Source organism: Pseudomonas sp. ENNP23, from assembly GCF_001728945.1.
Taxonomy (GTDB): domain Bacteria; phylum Pseudomonadota; class Gammaproteobacteria; order Pseudomonadales; family Pseudomonadaceae; genus Metapseudomonas; species Metapseudomonas otitidis.
Genome location: NZ_LYSP01000008.1, coordinates 16,714 through 31,109, shown reverse-complemented (window position 1 = coordinate 31,109; position 14,396 = coordinate 16,714). Strand labels below are relative to the sequence as shown.

Here is a 14,396-nt window from a genome sequence, read left to right as displayed (position 1 = left end):
GTCTCAGAGGATGCGGCCGCGGCACTCGCCGAAGCCGATGCGGGGGAGGCCGTCGCGTTCGCACCAGGCCTTGAGGATCACTTCGTCGCCTTCCTGCAGGAAGGTGCGCTGCTCGCCGCCGGGCAGGGTCAGCGGCTGCTTGCCGCCGAAGGTGCTCTCCAGCAGGCTGCCGAAGGCATCCGGCTCGGGGCCGGACAGGGTGCCGGAACCGAACAGGTCGCCTGCTTGCAGCTTGCAGCCGCCCACGGCGTGGTGGGCCACCAGTTGCGCCACGGTCCAGTACATGTGCTGGGTGTTGGAGAGGGCCAGGCGCACCGGGGCGATGCCCTGCTCGCGCATGGTGGCGCTCTGCAGCAGCACTTCCAGCTTGATGTCGAAGGCGCCGTTGGCCTGGTCGGCCGCGTCCAGCAGGTAGGGCAGCGGCTGCGGGTCGCCGGCCGGGCGGGCCGGTTGCGGGGTGCGGAAGGGCTCCAGCGCCTCGGCGGTCACCACCCAGGGCGAAACCGTGGTGGCGAAGTTCTTCGCCAGGAAGGGCCCCAGCGGCTGGTATTCCCAGGCCTGCAGGTCCCGGGCGGACCAATCGTTGAGCAGGCAGAAGCCGGCGATGTGCTCGGCCGCGCGGCCGATCTCTATGGCTTCGCCCATGGCGTTGCCCTGGCCGATCCAGATGCCCAGCTCCAGTTCGTAGTCCAGGCGCTTGCTGGGGCCGAAGCTCGGCACTTCGGCGCCCGGTGGCAGGGTCTGGCCGTTGGGGCGGTGTACCGGGGTGCCGGAGACGCACACGGTGGAGGCGCGGCCGTGGTAGCCGATGGGCACGTACTTGTAGTTGGGCAGCAGCGGGTTGTCCGGGCGGAACAGCCGGCCGACGTTGTTGGCGTGGTGGATGCCGACGTAGAAGTCGGTGTAGTCGCCGATGCGTGCCGGCAGGTGCAGTTGGCAGTCAGCAGCCAGCGGCAGCAGCTCGGTGCCGAGGGCTTCCAGGCGGGCCTGGGCGGGGCTGGCTGCGGCGAGCAGCTCCTGCAACTGGCGGCGCAGGGCGCGGCGGGCGTTGGCGCCGAGGGCGAAGAAGGCGTTGAGGTCTTCACCGGCGGCGACGCGGGCGGCTTCGGCGGCCTCACCGTCGAACAGGCCTGCGGTGCTGGCGATCTTCAGGTCGAAGATGTGCGCGCCGATGGCGACGCCGCCACGCGGGGTGCCGCCGGCCGGGCTGAAGATGCCCAGCGGCAGGTTCTGCAGGGGAAAGTCGGGGTGGCCGTTGGCCGATTCGATCCAACTGGTGCGGGTGTCGTGAGAGGTCATCGATCAGATCCTGCCCTTGTCGAAGGTCTTGGCCATGCCGTCCCAGCAGGCATCGTAGTCGCTCTGCAGGGCTGCGCATTCGAGGGCGTAGCGGCTGGGGCGCAGCACGCGGCCGGTCTCGAACATGAAGGCCATTGTGTGGTCGAGCTTGTGCGGCTTGAGCTCGGCGGCGATGGCGGCGGTGGTGCTGGCGTTGTCCGGGCCGTGGGCGCTCATGCAGGTGTGCAGCGAGGCACCGCCTGGGGCGAAGCCGTCGGCCTTGGCATCGTACGCGCCCTGGATGAGCCCCATGAACTCGTTCATCAGGTTGCGGTGGAACCACGGCGGGCGGAAGGTCTTCTCGGCCACCATCCAGCGCGGCGGGAAGATCACGAAGTCGACGTTGGCCATGCCGGGGGTGTCGCTGGGCGAGGTGAGCACGGTGAAGATCGACGGGTCCGGGTGGTCGTAGCTGACCGTGCCGATGGTGTTGAACAGGCGCAGGTCGTACTTGTAGGGCACGTTGTTGCCGTGCCAGGCGACCACGTCCAGCGGCGAGTGGCCGAGGGTGGTGGCCCAGAGTTCACCGAGGTACTTCTGCACCAGCACGGTGGGGGCTTCCAGGTCTTCGTAGCGGGCCACGGGGGCGAGGAAGTCGCGGGGGTTGGCCAGGCCGTTGCTGCCGATGGGGCCGAGGTCGGGGATGCGCAGGGCCGCGCCGTGGTTCTCGCAGATGTAGCCGCGGGCGCTGGCGTCCAGCAGTTCGACGCGGAACTTCATGCCGCGGGGGATGACGGCGATCTCCAGCGGCTCCACTTCCAGCACGCCCAGTTCGGTGACCAGGCGCAGGCGGCCCTGCTCGGGGACGATCAGCCATTCGCCGTCGGCGTTGAAGAACACCCGCTCCATGGAGGCGTTGGCGCAATAGAGGTGCACGCTGACACCGCTGGCCTGCTCGGCATCGGCGGTGGCGACCAGGGTCAGCAGGCCGTCGATGAAGTCGGTACGGGCCTGGGGAATGGGGTGGGGGTTCCAGCGCAGGCGGTTGGGGTTGACCGGGCCCATCTCGCGGCCGGGAATCTGCCGCTCCAGGCGCTCTAAGCGCGGGTGCGCGGCAGAAGGACGGATGCGGTACAGCCAGGTGCGGCGGGCTTCGGCGCGCGGCACAGTGAAGGCGGTGCCGGAGAACTGCTCGGCATACAGGCCATAGGGCGCGCGCTGCGGGGAATTCTGGCCGATGGGCAGGGCGCCCGGCAGGGCCTCGCTGGCGAACTCGTTGTTGAAACCGCTCAGGTAGTGCAGGTCGGAGGAGGGCAGCGCGGGTGACATGGATGGCCTCTGTTTTTTGTAATTGAATTACGGATAACGTAATTTGAAAGCCGGAAGGGGTCAAGCTATAACAGCGGCCTCCTAAGCGAAGCGGGGCAGTGCATGGCCATCCAGAAGGACGACGCCGAGGCGTCCAAACGACAGAAGGTGCAGGCGGCGGAAGTCGGCACCGAGATCCTCAAGGGCCTGGCCCAGCTGGCGCCGGCCACGTCGCTGTCACGGCTGGCGGAGCACCTGGACATGCCGGCGGCCAAGGTCCATCGCTACCTGCAGGCGCTGATCGCCAGCGGCTTCGCCGCCCAGGACGCCACCACCAACCACTACGGCCTGGGGCCCGAGGCGCTGTTCGTCGGCCTGGCCGCCATCGGCGGGCTGGATGTGGTACGTGCCGCCACGCCGACGCTGTCGGCCCTGCGCGATGAACTCAACGAGACCTGCTTCCTGGCCGTGTGGGGCAACAAGGGCCCGACGGTGGTGCATGTGGAGCAGCCGCTGCGCGCGGTGACCCTGGTGACCCGCGTGGGCTCGGTGCTGCCGCTGCTGGGCTCCTCCACCGGCCTGGTGTTCGCCAGCTACCTGCCGGAGGCGGAGTTCGCTCCGCTGCGGCAGGAGGAAGCGCACCTGCCCGGCGTACCCGATGCCAAGGCCCTGGCGGCGCAGGTCGCGGAGATCCGCGCCAGCGGCCTGCACCACGTGCACGGCTTGTTGATGCCGGGGGTCAACGCGCTGTCCGCGCCGGTGTTCGCGGTCGGCGAGCAGATCGCCGGGGTGATCACGGTGGTGGGCGCCGCCAGCGGCTTCCATGCCGAGACCAGCGGCCGCGCGGCGGAGTTGCTGAAGCAGGCGGCCGAAACCATCACCGCGCGGATGGCGGGGGGGCGTCCGACGTGAGTGAGGGCGTCCGGTAGGCCTCGTGCAGTTGTAAGGGCGAAGCGCTTTCGCGGTCGAAACCGCTCCCACAAACCGGCGCGGCGCCGTTCGGGCGCAGGGTGGATGGCGCTTTTACCATCCACCCATGGCGTTCGCCGTGACCCCGGATGGTGGACCGGTGAAGCGCGGTCCACCTTTCGCCCTGGTTAAAACCGCTCCCACAGGTGCTGGATGGCCGCCATGAAAAAGCCCGCTTGATGCGGGCTTTCTCGTTAGGGCGATGACTCACTCGGTGGCGAGTACGCCCCGGCGGATCTGGTCGCGCTCGATGGATTCGAACAGGGCCTTGAAGTTGCCCTCGCCGAAGCCGCTGTCGCCCTTGCGCTGGATGAACTCGAAGAACACCGGGCCTAGCAGGGTCTCCGAGAAGATCTGCAGCAGCAGCCGGCGTTCGCCGCCTTCGGAGGTGCCGTCCAGCAGGATGCCGCGTGACTGCAGGGCGTCCACCGGCTCGCCGTGGTTGGGCAGGCGGCCTTCGAGCATTTCGTAGTAGGTGGTGGGCGGTGCGGTCATGAAGCGCATGCCCAGGGCCTTGAGGTTGTCCCAGGTGCTGATCAGGTCGTCGGTGAGGAAGGCCACGTGCTGGATGCCCTCGCCGTTGAACTGCATCAGGAACTCTTCGATCTGCCCGGCGCCCTTGGAGGATTCCTCGTTGAGCGGGATGCGGATCATGCCGTCCGGCGCGGTCATGGCCTTGGAGGTCAGCCCGGTGTACTCGCCCTTGATGTCGAAGTAGCGAATCTCGCGGAAGTTGAACAGCTTCTCGTAGAAGTCCGCCCAGTAGGCCATGCGGCCGCGGTACACGTTGTGGGTGAGGTGGTCGATGATCTTCAGGCCCGCGCCCTTGGGGTTGCGGTCCACGCCTTCGATGAACTCGAAGTCGATGTCGTAGATCGACGAGCCCTCGCCGAAGCGGTCGATCAGGTACAGCGGCGCGCCGCCGATGCCCTTGATCGCCGGCAGGCGCAGCTCCATCGGCCCGGTGGGAATCTCGATGGGCTGGGCGCCCAGCTCAAGGGCACGGGCATAGGCCTGGTGAGCATTCTTCACACGGAAGGCCATGCCGCACACGGAGGGCCCGTGCTCGGCGGCGAAGTAGGCGGCCTGGCTCTTGGGCTCGTTGTTGAGGATCAGGTTGATCTCGCCCTGGCGGTACAGGTGCACATCCTTGGAGCGGTGGGTGGCCACCTTGGTGAAGCCCATGGCGGCGAACACCGGCTCAAGGACGTTGGGGGTGGGGGAGGCGAGTTCGATGAACTCGAAGCCCATCAGCCCCATGGGGTTTTCAAAGATGTCGGCCATGGCATGGCTCCTCGGATCAGGTTGCGGTCGCGCCGCGAAAGGTTGAAGGCGTCTGTCGGTCGATCAAACGCTTCGCGGCGGCGCGCAGGACACCCCGCGCACGCTGCGCGCGAGGTGGTCGCCGATGGTGACCTTGAAAGCGAGGCTCTGCATGGGTGCGCTCCTCAGGCCGGCTTGTCGGCCTGGGCGTCCGGGTGGGCGGCGCGGAAGGCAGGGTGCTCCAGCGCCAGGCGTTCGACCCTCAGGATACGCGGGTAGCCGGAGAGGTCCACGTTGAAGCGGCGGGCGGCATACACCTGCGGCAGCAGGTAGACGTCGGCCATGCCCGGTGCGTTGCCGAAGCAGTAGCCGGAGTCGCCGATCAGCGCTTCCACCGCCGCCAGGCCCTCGCCGATCCAGTGGGCGATCCAGTCGTTGACGGTGGCTTCATCGGCGCCCATCTGCCGCAGACGGTTGAGCACGGCCACGTTGTGCAGCGGGTGGATGTCGCAGCCGATCAGCGCCGTGACCTGGCGCTGGCGGGCGCGCTGCAGCGCATCGCCGGGCAGCAGGGCGGGCTCGGGGTGGTGTTCGTCGAGGTATTCGAGGATAGCCGGGGACTGGATCAGCACCGCGCCTTCGTCAGTACGCAGCGCGGGCACGCGGCCCTGGGGGTTGATGGCGCGGTAGGCCGGCTGGCGGTGTTCGCCGCCGTCCTTGATCAGGTTGACCGGGAGCATGTGGACCTCCAGCCCCTTCAATGCCAGGGCGATGCGTACCCGGTAAGAGGAGGTGGAGCGGTAATAGGTGTAGAGGTCCATGGCGGGCTCTCGCAAGGTCACGCGCCAGTCGGGGAGGCCGCCGACGCTGTTGTTTTCATAATCTATTTACACTCTGCGTAATTTTTTCCGTGACGGCAAGCCCGACGTTGTGCCGATTGCCGGGCTTGCCACTCGATCCTCATTCGAGGTTCACGCGCTGGCGATGCTCCGCCACCGAGGCCGACCAGCCCAGCTCCTGGGTGATGCGCCGGCGCAGGCAGTCGGCGGCGTCCGGTTCACCGTGAACCACGTAGGTGTGCTTCGGCGGCTTGGGCAACTGGCGCAGCCAGTCGAGGATCTCGTCAGCATCGGCGTGGGCGGAGAGGTTCTCCAGTTGGACCACCTCGGCGCGGATGGGCACGTCCACACCGTGGATGCGCACCTTGTCGGCGCCGCCGGCGATCAGCGCGCCACGGGTGCCGCCGGCCTGGTAGCCGGACAGCAGGATGGTGTTGCGCGGGTCGGGCGCCAGGGATTTCAGGTGGTGCAGCACCCGGCCGCCGGTGGCCATGCCGCTGCCGGCGATGATCACCGAGGGCGCACGCATCTCGTCCAGGCGCTTGGATTCGTCCACCGAACGCACGATGTGCGCCACCTTGCACATGCCCAGGCAGTCCTCGGCGTTGAGCCGGTGCAGGTCGCGATAGCGCTGGTAGAGCGCGGTCACATCGGTGGCCATGGGGCTGTTGAGGTAGATCGGCAGGTCGGGGATGCGCCCGGCGCGCTTGAGCTTGTCGATCAGGTGCAGCAGCAGTTGCGCGCGGCCCACGGCGAAGGCCGGGATCACGGTGATGCCCCGGCGCAGGGCGGTGCGGCTGATCACCTCGGCCAACTGGTCCTCGGCCATCGTCGGGGTGTGGTGGCGGTTGCCGTAGGTGGACTCCACCAGCAGGTAGTCGGCGGCCTGCAGCGGCTGCGGGGGCAGCATCAGCGCATCGTCGGGGCGGCCGACATCGCCGGAGCAGCCCAGGGTGATGTCGCCGGCACGCAGCTCCACGCTGGCCGCGCCGAGAATGTGGCCGGCCGGGCGCATGGTCACCCGCAGGTCACCGAGGATGTCCACGCTGCGGTTGAAGGGCAGCGGGCGCAGCAGGCGCAGGGTGCGCTCGGCGTCTTCCTCGGTGTACAGCGGCAGCGCCGGGGCATGGCGGGAGAAGCCGTGGCGGTTGGCGAACTCGGCTTCCTCTTCCTGCAGCCGCCCGCTGTCCAGCAGGAGGATGCGCGCCAGCTCGCAGGTGGCCTCGGTGGCGTAGATCGGCCCCCGGTAGCCGGCCTTCACCAGCACCGGCAGGTAGCCGCTGTGGTCCAGGTGGGCGTGGGTCAGCACGATGGCGTCCAGGCGCTGCGGGCGCACCGGGAAGTGGTCCCAGTTGCGCTCGCGCAGTTGCTTGTAGCCCTGGAACAGCCCGCAGTCCACCAGCAGCCGTTTGCCGTTGTGGTCCAGCAGGTACTTGCTGCCGGTCACCGTCCCGGCCCCACCCAGAAAGAACAGGCGCATGGTTCTACTCCTTGTCGTCGATGCGCTGATTCTGGGGAAGCATAGGTGCTGCAAGGCTGCGCTGGATCAAGTCCGGCTCATGCTTGAAGAGTTGCGCGGATTGCTGCACGGTGCCGCCCACCATCGGGCCGCACCACACCCCAGAAAACCCGGAGACCCCATGCTGACCCTCACCCTCGGGCCGTTCGCCCTGGCGCTTTCGCACCTGCTGATCCTCGCCAGCCTGCTGCTGTCCACCCTTGTCGGCTGGTGGCTGGGCCGGCACAGCGGACACAACCCCGAGGCGGTGCTGTTCAACCTGCTGCTGGTGGCGCTGGTGGGCGCGCGCCTGGCGTTCGTCGTCGCCTATGCCGAGCACTTCCGCGAGGCCCCCTGGCAGGTGCTGGACATCCGCGACGGCGGCTTCATCGCCTGGCCCGGGGTGCTGGCGGCCCTGGCGCTGGCCGGCTGGCTGCTCTGGCGACGCCCGCCGCTGCGCCGGCCCCTGGGCGTCGCGCTGCTCAGCGGGTTGTTGCTGTGGGGCATGGGGCAGGCGCTGATGCAGGCGCTGGAGCGCGGTACCCGCCTGCCGCCGGTGGCCCTGCAGGACCGCGACGGGCGGCCGGTGCGGCTGGAGGACTACCAGGGCCAGCCGCTGGTGGTGAACCTCTGGGCCACCTGGTGCCCGCCCTGTCGCCGTGAGATGCCGGTGCTCGCCAGCGCCGCGCAAGAGCATGCCGACGTGCTCTTCCTGTTCGTCAACCAGGGTGAGGACGCCGAAACGGTTCGCCACTACCTGGCCAAGGAGGGGCTCGCCCTCGGCCATGTGCTGCTGGACGGCGGCACTCGGCTGGGGCAGCGGGTCGGCTCCCGTGCGCTGCCCACCACGCTGTTCTTCGATGCCGAGGGGCGCCAGGTCGGCAGCCACCTGGGCGAGCTGTCCCAGGCCAGCCTGGTGCAGGCACTGGGCGTGCTCAAGCGCGACGCGCCCCCCGCCAACACCGCGCCGTAGCGGCACAACGCCATTGAGTTTTCCGCCCTGAATCCGCACCATGCGCGCCGGGTTTCAAGGCCTGGTGGTCAGTGGCGATGGTGCAAGGCAGTGGACGGACCGTGGGCAGGGCAAGGGGGTGGCGCATGTTGGCGCTGGCCGCGTCATGCCTGCTGGCGTTGCTGGCTGGTGCGCTCCACGCCGATTGGGATTTCGCCCTCATCAGCCGCCGTGCCGAAGCCCTCTACGGCCCCCTCGGCCCCGGCAAGGCCCGGGTCGATGAATGGCAGGCCCTGCTGGGCCGCCTGGCCGGCGCCGACGAGAAGAAGCAGCTTGAAGAGGTGAACCGCTTCTTCAACGCCAAGCTGCGCTTCACCGACGACCTCGCCACCTGGGGCCAGGTGGACTACTGGGCCACCCCGGTGGAGGCGCTGCGCCAGGGCGCCGGCGATTGCGAGGACTACGCCATCGCCAAGTACATCAGCCTGCGCCACCTCGGCGTACCCAGCGAGAAACTGCGCATCACCTACGTCAAGGCCCTGCGCCTGAACCAGGCGCACATGGTGCTGACCTACTACGCCCGGCCCGACGCCGTGCCCCTGGTGCTGGACAACCTGGTGGGCGGCATCCTGCCGGCCAGCCAGCGCAGCGACCTGCTGCCGGTATACGCCTTCAACGCCGAGGGTCTGTGGCTAGCCGGCAAGGGCGGCAAGCAGGTGGGGGATTCCAAGCGGCTGTCACGCTGGCAGGACCTTTTGAAGAAGATGAAAGCCGAAGGCTTTCCCACGAGCGAATAGCGGAGTCCGGATGTCTCTGTTCAAACAACTGTTGATCGCCATCTGCCTGTTCCTGGTCGTCGCCTTCAGCGGCAGCTTCATGGTCAGTCTGGAAAGCTCCCGGGAGCAGTACGAGAACCAACTGCGTTCCCACGCCCAGGACGCCGCCACGGCGCTGGGCCTGTCGCTGACACCGCACATCGACGACCCGGCGATGGTGGAGCTGATGGTCAGCTCGATCTTCGACAGCGGCTATTTCGAGCGCATCCGCGTGGTCGACACCGCCACCGGCCAGGTGATGGTGGAGCGCACCGGCGTGCCGGACGCGGTGGCGGCCAACGTCCCGCAGTGGTTCGTCGCCCTGGTGGGACTGCAGTCCGCCGGAGGTGACGCCATCGTCAGCCGTGGCTGGACCCAGGCCGCGCGGGTCGAGGTGCAGAGCCACCCGATGTTCGCCATTGCCAAGCTCTGGCAGACCGCCCTGGGCACCCTCGGCTGGCTGCTGGTCTGCGGCCTGGCCAGCGCCGGCCTGGGCGCCGTGCTGTTGCGTCGCCAGCTCAGGCCGCTGGACTACATGGTCGAGCAGTCCCACGCCATCGCCCGGCGCGAGTTTCTCAGCCTGCCGCAACTGCCGCGCACCCCCGAGCTGCGCCGGGTGGTGCAGGCCATGAACCAGATGGTGGAGAAGCTCAAGGCGCTGTTCCAGGAACAGGCCGAACGCAGCGAGCGCCTGCGTGACGAGGCCTACCAGGACAGCCTCACGGGCCTCGGCAACCGCCGCTATTTCGAACTGCAACTGCAGGACCGCCTGGGCAGCGACGAGCGCGCCTGCAACGGCTACCTGCTGCTGCTGCGGGTCAACGACCTCGCCGGCCTCAACCAGCGCCTCGGTGGCCCGCGCACCGACCAGTTGCTCAAGGCCGTGGCCGAGCAGCTCAAGCGCGCCGGCGCCGGCTTCCCCCTGGCCCGCAGCCGGGGCGGCGAGTTCGTCCTGCTGGGCGCGGGGCTGACCCGCGAGGAGGCCGAGCAACTGGCCGAACGCCTCGACGCCGCGCTGGTCAGCCTGGCTGAGACCGGCGCCACCGACAGCTTGCCGGTGGCCCACATCGGCCTGGCACCCTTCGCCCCGGGCGAGGCCCAGGACGAACTGATGCGCCTGGCCGACGAGGCCCTGGCCCGCGCCGAGCGCGCAGGTGGCCAGGCCTGGGCCTGCGTCGAGCACAGCGACGCGGCGCAGGGCGGCGAAGACCGCCACACCTGGCACCGCCTGCTGGACGACGCACTCTCTGCCCGACGTTTCGAGCTGTACTTCCAGCCGGTGGTGGACAGCCGTGATCCCCAGCGCGTGCTGCACCACAAGGTGCTCTCGCGCCTGCCGGACGGGCAGGGCGGCAGCATCGCCGCCGGCCGCTTCCTGCCCTGGCTGGAGCGCTTCGGCTGGTCTGCCCGGCTCGATCTGGTGATGCTGCAGCGGGTGCTGGAGCAGATGGCTGGGCACGACCGCCCGCTGGCCCTGAACCTCTCCGGCGCGCTGCTGCGTGACCGTGCCGCCCTGGAGCGCGCCTTCGAGCTGCTGCGCCAGCACCCGCAGTTGGGGCCGCGCCTGACCCTGGAGCTGGAAGAGGACCAACTGCCCGACCAGGCCGTGCTGGAAAGCCTCACCCGGCGCCTGCGCGAACTGGGCTTCGCCCTCAGCCTGCAACACTTCGGCGGGCGCTTCAGCATGATCGGCAACCTGGCCCGCCTGGGCCTGGCCTACCTCAAAGTGGACGGCAACCACATCCGCGCCATCGACCAGGAGAACGACAAACGCCTGTTCATCGAGGCCATGCAACGCGCAGCCAACAGCATCGACCTGCCGCTGATCGCCGAGCGCGTGGAAACCGAGGGTGAACTGGCGGTGCTGCGTGAAATGGGCATCCAGGGCGTGCAGGGCCGGCTCTTCGGCGAACCGGCACCCTGGCGCGCCTGAGGCGGGTCAGGGCAGTCGCACCTGCCCCGGGCCCGTCACCTTCGCCTCCAGCGGCTTGCGGCTGGAGACGTTGCGCAGTTTGATGCGCTCGCCCAGGCGACCGTCCTCCAGCGCCTCGGCCTCCACCGAGGCATTCAACCCGCCCGCCGTCGCCAGCACCGTCACCCGCTGGCCGCGCCGGACCAGTACCGGCGGTGCCAGGTTCGCCGGGCCGATCACCTGGCCCGCGCGCAGGCTGCGCCGAGCACTCTGGCCGACCACTTCCGCCGGGTCCTGATGGAAGCCCTGGCGCAGGCGCTCCAAAGGCATGACCTTGCGTTCCAGTTGGGAGGCCTCCAGCGTCGCCCCGCGTTCGATGCTGACGCGGCTGACCAGCACCGGCAGGCGAGCACTGGCCTGGCTCACCACCACGCGCTGCCAGCCCGCCGGGCACTTCACCCGGTAGCGCTGGCGTGCCAGTGGGTCGGGCCGTGCCGCTTCCGCCGTCACTGACAGGGGCTCGCTGCACGGTGCCAGGGAATCGGTTTCTCCCAGCACCTGGCTCTCCAGGCTGTGCTCCAGCCCTTGCCAACCCTTGCTGCGCGCGAGCGCTTCGAGGTGCGTGTCCTGCTGCTGAGCGACCGCTGCCAGCGCCTGGCCAGCAGCCCCCGTCTCGGCCTGGGCGCCGGACGCGGCCAGCCCTGCCATGAGGAGGAAGAGGGCGGAAGGGCGTTTTCCCGCACGGGCGCGCGCGGCGTCGCAAAGCGGAAGGTCGGAGCGGTTCTGGTTGGCTTTCATGCTCGCTCAAGTCGTTGAAATTAAAAGAAAAAATAGAGATTTATCAGGGCCGGCACGCTTCCTGCGATAGGGCATTCGATCCCAACCGCTAGGAGGCCGAGGGCCCATGAGTATACGAATCGACGAAAGCCTGCAGGTTCACGCCCGGGCACTGGAGCTGCGCATGCAGCGCAGCGAAATCCTCTCTTCGAATCTGGCGAACGAGTCCACCCCCGGGTTTCGCGCGCGGGACTTCGACTTCGCCGAACACATGCGTCAGAGGGGCGACTACCGGCTGCCGGGCCTTGAAGACCAGGCGCCGAAGCTGAAGTACCGCGTGCCGTTCAACCCGTCGCTGGACGGCAACAGCGTGGAGCAGGGCGTGGAGCAGGCGGAGTTCTCCCGCAATGCCATGGATTTCCAGACCAGCCTGACCTTCCTGACCATGAAATTCCGAGGCCTCAAGCAGGCCATCGAGGGCCGTTGATCATGTCCTTCGATGCCATCTACCGCATTGCCGGTTCGGCGATGAACGCCCAGACCGTGCGCCTCAACACCGTGGCCAGCAACCTGGCCAACGCCGAGTCCTCCGCTGGCAGCCCCGAGGCCGTGTACCGGCCGCGCAAGCCGCTGTTCGCCGCCGTCTACGAGAACGGCGAGCTGTCCCGCCAGGCCGGGCTGGGCGGTGCACGGGTGCAGGTGCTGGATGTGATCGCCGAGCAGGGCGAGCCCCGTCGGCGCTACGAGCCGGGCAACCCGCTGGCCGACCGTGACGGCTACGTCTTCTACCCCGACGTGAACCCCATCGAGGAGATGACCGACATGCTGTCCGCCTCCCGAGGCTTCGAGACCAGCGTCGAGGTGCTGAGCCGGGTCCGGAGCATGCAACAGGGCCTGCTGCGCCTGGGAGAAGCCTGATGAGCCGCATTGACACCGACACCACCCGCCGCACCGGAGTCAGCCAGGAGGTACAGGGCAATCCCGCCTTCGACCTGCGTGACGTGGCGCAGATGGAGAACACCTTCATCACCCTGATGACCGCGCAGATCCAGAACCAGGACCCCACCAACCCTGCCGACAGCGCCCAGTACATCAACCAGTACGCCAACCTCGCCCAGGTGCGCAGCATGGCCAACCTGGCCCAACTGGCCCAGGGCAACCTGGTGCTGATGGACAACCTGCAGACCCTCACCGCCGCCGGGCTGGTGGGCCAGCAGGTGAAGGTCGCCACCGACAGCGTGACCCTGGACGGGACGGTGCTCGAGGGCGAGGTGCGGCTCGAGCACGCCTCGGGCGACACCCGCCTGACGCTGGTCAGCGAGAGCGGCGAGCGTACCGAGCTGAAGCTCGGCCCCCGACAGGCTGGGCGCGTACCGCTGCGCATCGACCCGGCGGCCCTTGGCCTGGCTGATGGCCGCTACCGCCTGGAGGTGCAGACCGACAGTGGCGAGATGCCGTCGGTGGAGTTGTCGGGCCGCGTCAATCAGGTCCGCACCGGCCCCCAGGGCCCGATCCTGGACGTTGCCGGCCTTGGCCGCGTGCCCTTCTACAGCGTCGTCGAGTTCGACGGCGCCTGATCGTTCTGCGAGAGGTAGACCATGAGTTTCAATATCGCCCTGACCGGGTTGAACGCGGTGAACCAGCACCTGAGCACCGTCAGCCACAACATTGCCAACTCCGCCACCAGCGGCTTCAAGTCCTACCGCGCCGAGTTCGCCAGCCTGTATTCCGCCGGCCAGCCCATGGGTGTGGAGGTGCAGGCCGTGACCCAGAGCATGAGCCTGCGGGGCTCCATCAACGCCAGCGGCCGCGACCTGGACCTGGCCATTGCCGGCGGTGGCTTCTTCATCACCCGTAGCGAGAGTGGAGAAACCCGCTACACCCGCGCCGGGATGTTCAGCAACGACGAGCAGGGCTACCTGGTGGCAGCGGGAGGGCGGGTCCAGGGGTATTCCGCCGATGACGCCGGTGTGCTGCAGGTGGGCGTTCTGGGTGATCTGCAGCAGAAGACCGGGAACCTGCCGGCCCAGGCCAGCAGTCGGGTGGACTTCGTGGCCAACCTCGATGCCAACGCCACACCGCCCAAGGTCACACCGTTCGACCCCGCCAATCCCGACACTTACACCTGTACCCAGACCACGCAGGTGTTCGACTCACAGGGGAAAAAGCATGCGCTGACGCAGTACTTCATCAACACCGGCAGCAACCAGTGGGACGTCCGCTACTTCGTCGACGGTGCCAGTGCCGGTGCCGCACAGCCCCTGAGCTTCACCACCAGCGGCACCCTGGCATCGCCGGTCGCCCCGGTGACCGTCACGCAGCCGCTGCCCGGTGTGGAGCCCCTGAACCTGGCCCTCAGCTATGCCGGCTCCACCCAGTTCGGCTCGCCCTTCGCCATCGGCACCAACCGCGCCGACGGCTATGCCACCGGTGAGCGCACCGGCACGGCGGTGGAGAAGGACGGCCGCATCTACGCCACCTTCAGCAATGGCCAGCGGCTGCTGCAGGGGCAGGTGGTGATGGCGAGCTTCACCAACCCCGGCGGCCTGGCCGACCAGAACGGCACCAGTTGGAGCGAGACCAGCGCCTCTGGCGCGGCCTTGCTGGGTACGCCCGGCAGCGGCCAGTTCGGAGCGCTGACGACCCGCGCCCTGGAGGGCTCCAACGTCGACCTCACCCGCGAGCTGGTGGGGTTGATGGAGGGGCAGCGCAACTACCAGGCCAACACCAAGGTGGTGAGCACCAACAAGGAACTCATCCAGGCCCTGTTCGCCGCCGTCTGAGG

General features: G+C 68.6%; 14 protein-coding genes. 8 read left to right on the top strand and 6 right to left on the bottom strand.

Going from position 1 to position 14,396, the window contains the following annotated elements:
* Positions 1–3: 3 nt before the first annotated feature.
* Both fahA and hmgA read right to left on the bottom strand, forming a co-directional pair.
* Positions 4–1,299 (bottom strand): fumarylacetoacetase, encoded by a 1,296-nt coding sequence (fahA, locus tag A9G05_RS06580; protein ID WP_069560205.1) that lies wholly within the window; start codon positions 1,297–1,299, stop codon positions 4–6.
* Positions 1,300–1,302: 3 nt separating this feature from the next.
* A complete protein-coding gene (hmgA, locus tag A9G05_RS06575) occupies positions 1,303–2,607 on the bottom strand; it encodes a homogentisate 1,2-dioxygenase (protein WP_069560204.1) in 1,305 nt (434 codons plus the stop codon).
* 102 nt (positions 2,608–2,709) lie between these two features.
* On the opposite strand from hmgA, the gene A9G05_RS06570 reads away from it, so the two are divergent.
* Entirely contained in the window at positions 2,710–3,498 is a 789-nt protein-coding gene (locus A9G05_RS06570) for an IclR family transcriptional regulator (RefSeq protein WP_069560203.1), read from the top strand.
* 264 nt (positions 3,499–3,762) lie between these two features.
* Here the strand turns inward: A9G05_RS06570 and hppD are convergent, their stop codons facing one another.
* From hppD to A9G05_RS06555, 3 genes are all read right to left on the bottom strand, one after another.
* Positions 3,763–4,839, bottom strand: coding sequence for a 4-hydroxyphenylpyruvate dioxygenase (hppD, locus tag A9G05_RS06565; RefSeq protein WP_069560202.1), 1,077 nt, complete (start codon positions 4,837–4,839; stop codon positions 3,763–3,765).
* Positions 4,840–5,003: 164 nt separating this feature from the next.
* On the bottom strand, positions 5,004–5,639 hold the full coding sequence (gene maiA, locus A9G05_RS06560) for a maleylacetoacetate isomerase (RefSeq protein WP_069560201.1): 636 nt from the start codon (positions 5,637–5,639) through the stop codon (positions 5,004–5,006).
* Positions 5,640–5,778: 139 nt separating this feature from the next.
* On the bottom strand, positions 5,779–7,137 hold the full coding sequence (locus tag A9G05_RS06555) for an MBL fold metallo-hydrolase RNA specificity domain-containing protein (RefSeq protein WP_069560200.1): 1,359 nt from the start codon (positions 7,135–7,137) through the stop codon (positions 5,779–5,781).
* Between the two features lie 160 nt (positions 7,138–7,297).
* On the opposite strand from A9G05_RS06555, the gene A9G05_RS06550 reads away from it, so the two are divergent.
* The 3 genes from A9G05_RS06550 to lapD all read left to right on the top strand — a co-directional run bounded on the left by A9G05_RS06550 (position 7,298) and on the right by lapD (position 10,855).
* Complete coding sequence (locus A9G05_RS06550; RefSeq protein ID WP_069560199.1) at positions 7,298–8,128, top strand: TlpA disulfide reductase family protein; 831 nt, start codon at positions 7,298–7,300, stop codon at positions 8,126–8,128.
* Between the two features lie 125 nt (positions 8,129–8,253).
* Positions 8,254–8,904 carry a cysteine protease LapG gene (lapG, locus tag A9G05_RS06545; RefSeq protein ID WP_069560198.1) on the top strand — a complete coding sequence of 217 codons (651 nt, stop codon included), beginning with the start codon at positions 8,254–8,256 and terminating at the stop codon, positions 8,902–8,904.
* Positions 8,905–8,914: 10 nt separating this feature from the next.
* Complete coding sequence (lapD, locus tag A9G05_RS06540; RefSeq protein ID WP_069560197.1) at positions 8,915–10,855, top strand: cyclic di-GMP receptor LapD; 1,941 nt, start codon at positions 8,915–8,917, stop codon at positions 10,853–10,855.
* Positions 10,856–10,861: 6 nt separating this feature from the next.
* Here lapD and flgA read toward each other — a convergent pair whose 3' ends face one another.
* On the bottom strand, positions 10,862–11,632 hold the full coding sequence (flgA, locus tag A9G05_RS06535; protein ID WP_083272507.1) for a flagellar basal body P-ring formation chaperone FlgA: 771 nt from the start codon (positions 11,630–11,632) through the stop codon (positions 10,862–10,864).
* 106 nt (positions 11,633–11,738) lie between these two features.
* On the opposite strand from flgA, the gene flgB reads away from it, so the two are divergent.
* Genes flgB through flgE form a run of 4 tightly spaced genes read left to right on the top strand, consistent with a single transcriptional unit; the run spans position 11,739 to position 14,394 of the window.
* On the top strand, positions 11,739–12,098 hold the full coding sequence (gene flgB, locus A9G05_RS06530; protein ID WP_069560196.1) for a flagellar basal body rod protein FlgB: 360 nt from the start codon (positions 11,739–11,741) through the stop codon (positions 12,096–12,098).
* A 2-nt stretch (positions 12,099–12,100) separates the two neighbouring features.
* Positions 12,101–12,529 (top strand): flagellar basal body rod protein FlgC, encoded by a 429-nt coding sequence (gene flgC / locus A9G05_RS06525; protein WP_069560195.1) that lies wholly within the window; start codon positions 12,101–12,103, stop codon positions 12,527–12,529.
* Entirely contained in the window at positions 12,529–13,188 is a 660-nt protein-coding gene (locus tag A9G05_RS06520; protein WP_069560194.1) for a flagellar hook capping FlgD N-terminal domain-containing protein, read from the top strand. Before flgC ends, A9G05_RS06520 begins: the two co-directional genes overlap by 1 nt.
* A 21-nt stretch (positions 13,189–13,209) precedes the next feature.
* Entirely contained in the window at positions 13,210–14,394 is a 1,185-nt protein-coding gene (gene flgE, locus A9G05_RS06515; RefSeq protein ID WP_069560193.1) for a flagellar hook protein FlgE, read from the top strand.
* Positions 14,395–14,396: the final 2 nt, after the last annotated feature.

Bases quoted from the DNA above. Each gene is read 5' to 3' on its own strand.
- hmgA (WP_069560204.1), bottom strand. From the start codon at position 2,607: ATGTCACCCGCGCTGCCCTCCTCCGACCTGCACTACCTGAGCGGTTTC.
- maiA (WP_069560201.1), bottom strand. From the start codon at position 5,639: ATGGACCTCTACACCTATTACCGCTCCACCTCCTCTTACCGGGTACGC.
- fahA (WP_069560205.1), bottom strand. From the start codon at position 1,299: ATGACCTCTCACGACACCCGCACCAGTTGGATCGAATCGGCCAACGGC.
- flgA (WP_083272507.1), bottom strand. From the start codon at position 11,632: ATGAAAGCCAACCAGAACCGCTCCGACCTTCCGCTTTGCGACGCCGCG.
- flgB (WP_069560196.1), top strand. From the start codon at position 11,739: ATGAGTATACGAATCGACGAAAGCCTGCAGGTTCACGCCCGGGCACTG.
- A9G05_RS06555 (WP_069560200.1), bottom strand. From the start codon at position 7,137: ATGCGCCTGTTCTTTCTGGGTGGGGCCGGGACGGTGACCGGCAGCAAG.
- flgC (WP_069560195.1), top strand. From the start codon at position 12,101: ATGTCCTTCGATGCCATCTACCGCATTGCCGGTTCGGCGATGAACGCC.
- A9G05_RS06550 (WP_069560199.1), top strand. From the start codon at position 7,298: ATGCTGACCCTCACCCTCGGGCCGTTCGCCCTGGCGCTTTCGCACCTG.
- A9G05_RS06520 (WP_069560194.1), top strand. From the start codon at position 12,529: ATGAGCCGCATTGACACCGACACCACCCGCCGCACCGGAGTCAGCCAG.
- lapG (WP_069560198.1), top strand. From the start codon at position 8,254: ATGTTGGCGCTGGCCGCGTCATGCCTGCTGGCGTTGCTGGCTGGTGCG.
- A9G05_RS06570 (WP_069560203.1), top strand. From the start codon at position 2,710: ATGGCCATCCAGAAGGACGACGCCGAGGCGTCCAAACGACAGAAGGTG.
- flgE (WP_069560193.1), top strand. From the start codon at position 13,210: ATGAGTTTCAATATCGCCCTGACCGGGTTGAACGCGGTGAACCAGCAC.
- lapD (WP_069560197.1), top strand. From the start codon at position 8,915: ATGTCTCTGTTCAAACAACTGTTGATCGCCATCTGCCTGTTCCTGGTC.
- hppD (WP_069560202.1), bottom strand. From the start codon at position 4,839: ATGGCCGACATCTTTGAAAACCCCATGGGGCTGATGGGCTTCGAGTTC.